The sequence below is a fragment of the Pseudomonas sp. NPDC090201 genome (genome assembly GCF_044746825.1).
GTDB lineage: Bacteria > Pseudomonadota > Gammaproteobacteria > Pseudomonadales > Pseudomonadaceae > Aquipseudomonas > Aquipseudomonas putida_AD.
The window spans coordinates 93,462-97,928 of the sequence record NZ_JBIVCX010000018.1; the positions used below are offsets into that span (position 1 = coordinate 93,462).

The 4,467-nt window shown below is 60.1% G+C and carries 4 protein-coding genes; all 4 read right to left on the bottom strand.

Translation table 11 applies throughout. From position 1 onward, the window contains the following. Positions 1–50: 50 nt before the first annotated feature. The 4 genes from rpsO to infB all read right to left on the bottom strand — a co-directional run bounded on the left by rpsO (position 51) and on the right by infB (position 4,449). The gene (rpsO, locus tag ACIPOO_RS26645) at positions 51–284 is read right to left on the bottom strand and encodes a 30S ribosomal protein S15 (protein ID WP_400610986.1); all 234 of its coding nucleotides are present in this window, start codon (positions 282–284) and stop codon (positions 51–53) included. A gap of 151 nt (positions 285–435) precedes the next feature. Next, entirely contained in the window at positions 436–1,353 is a 918-nt protein-coding gene (truB, locus tag ACIPOO_RS26650) for a tRNA pseudouridine(55) synthase TruB (protein ID WP_274135912.1), read from the bottom strand. Positions 1,354–1,357: 4 nt separating this feature from the next. After that, positions 1,358–1,759 (bottom strand): 30S ribosome-binding factor RbfA, encoded by a 402-nt coding sequence (gene rbfA / locus ACIPOO_RS26655; RefSeq protein WP_274135913.1) that lies wholly within the window; start codon positions 1,757–1,759, stop codon positions 1,358–1,360. A gap of 152 nt (positions 1,760–1,911) precedes the next feature. Further along, positions 1,912–4,449, bottom strand: coding sequence for a translation initiation factor IF-2 (gene infB, locus ACIPOO_RS26660; protein WP_400610989.1), 2,538 nt, complete (start codon positions 4,447–4,449; stop codon positions 1,912–1,914). Positions 4,450–4,467: the final 18 nt, after the last annotated feature.

Below are 4,467 nucleotides of genomic sequence, written 5' to 3' on the forward strand. Positions count from 1 at the left end.
TAGCCCAACCCATCTTATCCTACCACACCCAGGGCCGCCATCATTTCCCTTTAAACGCACAACTCCTTGCCTTTCATGGAGTCCCCCCCGATGGCCAGGTGGTTTAACCTGGGGTACATTCCACGACGGGAGTGGTGGTCTTTACCGTTGGCCTTGAAGTGACCTTGCAGTTTGGTGATGTTGTGGGTCAGCAGTGCAACTTGCACTTCTGGCGAACCAGTGTCACCAACAGCTTGCTGGTAGTCAGCAACGATTTGAGCTTTTTCTTGAACGTCGAGAGCCATGAGGCCATCCTTTTATCAGGAAACTGTTTCAGGGAAACAGCTTCAACAGGCCAGGGACAAATCCCTGTATCTATAAAAGAGGAGTGACCATGCCTGTTAACAGCCACCCTCGTACCGCCGTGCCAGGACAACCCCGACCCGACGGGTTCGGTCACTCTGACCGAATCAGCCGACGCGGCGCAATACGCCCGTCTTCGCTCACTTCACCGATACCGATGAAGCGTCCTTCGTGATCCTGTACCCGTACCATGCCGAATTTCGGCGCATCCGGGACTCTCACTGGCTGCCCGTGCAACCAGTAGAACGAGCTGTGCTCGGAGAACTGCAGCAAGGGCCAGTCCTGCAAGCCGCTGTCCGATGGCATCAGGAAGCGGTCGACCGCCTCGTTGCCGCCTTCAGCATGCACCGCTTCAAGCTCTTCCAGCGTTACCGTCTGGGCAAGAGTGAAGGGGCCAGCCTGTGTGCGACGCAATTCAGCGACATACGCACCGCAGCCCAGTTTCTCACCAATATCCTCCACCAGGGTACGAATATAGGTGCCTTTGCTGCAGTCGACGGCCAGACGCGCAGTCTCGCCTTCGCTCGCCAATAATTCCAGGCGCGCAATAGTAACAGAACGCGCCTCGCGCTCCACCACTTCCCCTGCGCGAGCCAACTTGTACAATGGCTGGCCATCACGCTTGAGGGCCGAGTACATCGGCGGTATCTGACTGATTTGCCCACGAAAATCGGGGAGCACAGCTTCGATATCGGCGCGACCAACGGTCACCGGACGAGTTTGTAACACTTCGCCTTCGGCGTCTGCCGTGGTGGTGGTCTTGCCCAGTTGCATCAGGGTTTCGTAACCCTTGTCCGAGTCGAGCAGGTACTGGGAGAACTTGGTCGCCTCGCCGAAGCACAGCGGCAGCACGCCGGTGGCCAGGGGGTCGAGGCTGCCGGTGTGGCCGGCCTTCTCCGCGTTGAGCAACCAGCGAACCTTCTGCAAGGCGGCGTTGGAGGTGAACCCCAGCGGTTTGTCGAGCAGGATGATGCCACTGACGTTACGGCGAATACGCTTGACCTGAGCCACGCCGTTATTCCTCCGAACCGTCTTGCCTGGCGGCAGGCTCGTGCTGGCCGTCTTCGGCGACCGCGCGCTCGATCAGCGCAGACAGGTGCGCACCACGGGCAACGCTTTCGTCATAGTGGAAATGCAACTGAGGCACGCTGCGCAGCTTCATTTCGCGGGCCAGTTGCATGCGCAGGAAACCTGCGGCGGAGTTCAGCACCTTGATCGACTGAGCGATTTCTTCGCTGCTGTCCTGACCCATGACGGTGATGAAGATCTTCGCGTGGCCCACGTCACGGCTGACGTCCACTGCGGTGATGGTGACCAGGCCCACGCGCGGGTCCTTGATCTCGCGACGGATCAGTTGCGCCAGTTCGCGCTGCATCTGATCGCCGATGCGTTGGGTACGGCTGTATTCTTTTGCCATGTCTTGTTACCTGTTACCGGACGGCGAAAGCCGTACAGTCTGAAAGCGGCAAACGCCCGGCCTGGCAGAAGCCGGACCGGGCGTTGCGTTGAGAGTCCATGGCGGCGGCGCACTTGCGTACGACTGCTGCCATGGCTCCTGAAGCTCGCGAGTTAGAGGCTGCGAGCAACCTGGACCTTCTCGAAGACTTCGATCTTGTCGCCGACCTTGACGTCGTTGTAGCTCTTGACGCCGATACCGCATTCCATGCCGTTACGCACTTCGGAAGCGTCATCCTTGAAGCGGCGCAGGGATTCCAGCTCGCCTTCGAAGATAACGATGTCTTCACGCAGTACGCGGATCGGACGGTTACGGTAAACGGTACCTTCGACAACCATGCAACCTGCGATCGCGCCGAATTTCGGCGAGCGGAACACGTCGCGGACTTCGGCGATACCCAGGATGTTCTCCCGGACGTCGCTGCCAAGCATGCCGGTGAGGGCCTTCTTGACGTCTTCGATGATGTCGTAGATGACGTTGTAGTAACGCATGTCCAGGCCTTCCTGCTCGACGATCTTGCGAGCGCCAGCATCGGCACGCACGTTGAAGCCGAACAGTACAGCGTTGGAAGCCAGCGCCAGGTTGGCGTCGCTTTCGGTGATACCACCGACGCCGCCGCCCACTACACGCACTTGTACTTCGTCGTTGCCCAGGCCATTCAAAGCGCCTTGCAGGGCTTCCAGAGAACCACGGACGTCGGATTTGAGGACGATGTTGAGCGTCTTCTTCTCTTCCTGACCCATGTTCTCGAAGATGTTTTCCAGCTTGCCGGCGTGAGCACGGGCCAGCTTGACTTCGCGGAACTTGCCTTGACGGAACAGAGCCACTTCACGGGCTTTCTTCTCGTCGGCAACAACGCTCATCTCGTCGCCAGCATCTGGCGTACCGTCCAGGCCGAGGATCTCGACCGGAATGGCAGGACCTGCTTCCTTGATTGGCTTGCCGTTCTCGTCGAGCATGGCGCGAACGCGGCCATAGTTCGAACCGACCAGGACCATGTCGCCCTGACGCAGGGTACCGTCCTGAACCAGCACGGTAGCCACCGGGCCACGGCCCTTGTCCAGGCGGGACTCGACCACGACACCACGGCCAGGAGCCGATGGAGTGGCGGTCAGTTCCAGAACCTCGGCCTGCAGCAGTACGGCTTCAAGCAGTTCGTCGACACCGGTACCCATCTTCGCGGAGACCGGGACGAATGGAGTGTCGCCACCCCACTCTTCGGACGTTACGCCGTGAACCGACAGTTCGCTGCGGATACGGTCCAGGTCAGCGCCCGGCTTGTCGATCTTGTTCACTGCAACTACCAGCGGAACACCGGCAGCAACAGCGTGCTGAACGGCTTCGATGGTTTGCGGCATCACGCCGTCGTCAGCTGCAACAACCAGGATCACGATGTCGGTGGCCTTGGCACCACGGGCACGCATTGCGGTAAACGCGGCGTGACCCGGGGTGTCGAGGAACGTCACCATGCCGCGATCGGTTTCAACGTGGTAAGCACCGATGTGCTGGGTAATGCCACCGGCTTCGCCAGCAGCTACCTTGGCACGACGGATGTAGTCCAGCAGCGAGGTCTTACCGTGGTCAACGTGGCCCATTACGGTCACGACCGGCGCACGGCCAACGGCTTCGCCTTCGAACTTCAGGGACTCGGCCAGGGAATCTTCCAGGGCGGTGTCGCTGACCAGGGTCACTTTGTGGCCCAGTTCTTCGGCGACCAGCTGGGCAGTTTCCTGATCCAGTACCTGGTTGATGGTGGCTGGAGTGCCCAGCTTGAACATGAACTTGATGATCTCGGCAGCCTTGACCGACATCTGTTGAGCGAGGTCGCCCACAGTGATGGTCTCGCCGATCTTCACTTCACGAATCACAGGACCGGTAGGGTTCTGGAAGCCGTGAGCGTTGCGTTTCTTCAGCTTGGCCTTGCCACGACCGCCGCGACGGAAGCCATCGCTTTCTTCGTCGGTGGTACGTGGAGCGACGCGCACAGCCGGAGCCTTTTCCTTGACGGTGGCACGGTGCGGCGCGTTCTTGCGCTCGCCGTCACCATTGCCGCCACCGCGACGATTGCTATCGTCGGCACGTGGCTTGTCAGGGCGACGAGGCTCGTCACGCTTGCGGGCATCGGCAGCCGGAGCAGGCGCTGCAACAGGTGCTTGCTGAGCAGGCTCGGCGACAGCGCGCGGAGCCGGTTCAGGTTCTGCAGCAGCAACCGGTGCAGCCGCTTCAGGAGCAGGCGCAGGCTGACGGCGCGCTTCTTCTTCGGCGCGCAGACGTGCTTCTTCCTCGGCCTTCTGACGGGCGGCATTTTCTACCGCACGACGCTCGTCCTGCTCGCGTTTGCGCTCGGCTTCGATTTCTTCCGGGCTGCGCTGTACGAAAACTTTCTTCTTGCGTACTTCAACGCTGATGCTCTTGCTGCCAGCAACGCGCAATGTACTGGTGGTCTTGCGCTGCAAGGTAATCTTGCGCGGCTCTTCCACTTTAGCCTTGTGACTGCTCTTCAAGTGCGTCAACAGGGACTGCTTCTCGCTATCGCTCACACCTTCATCGGCGGCGGTGTGCGGCAGACCTGCCTCACGCATCTGCTGCAACAGGCGCTCAACCGGTGTTTTGACCTCATCGGCCAGTTGTTTCACCGTGACTTGCGTCATCCACTTATAACCTCAGCC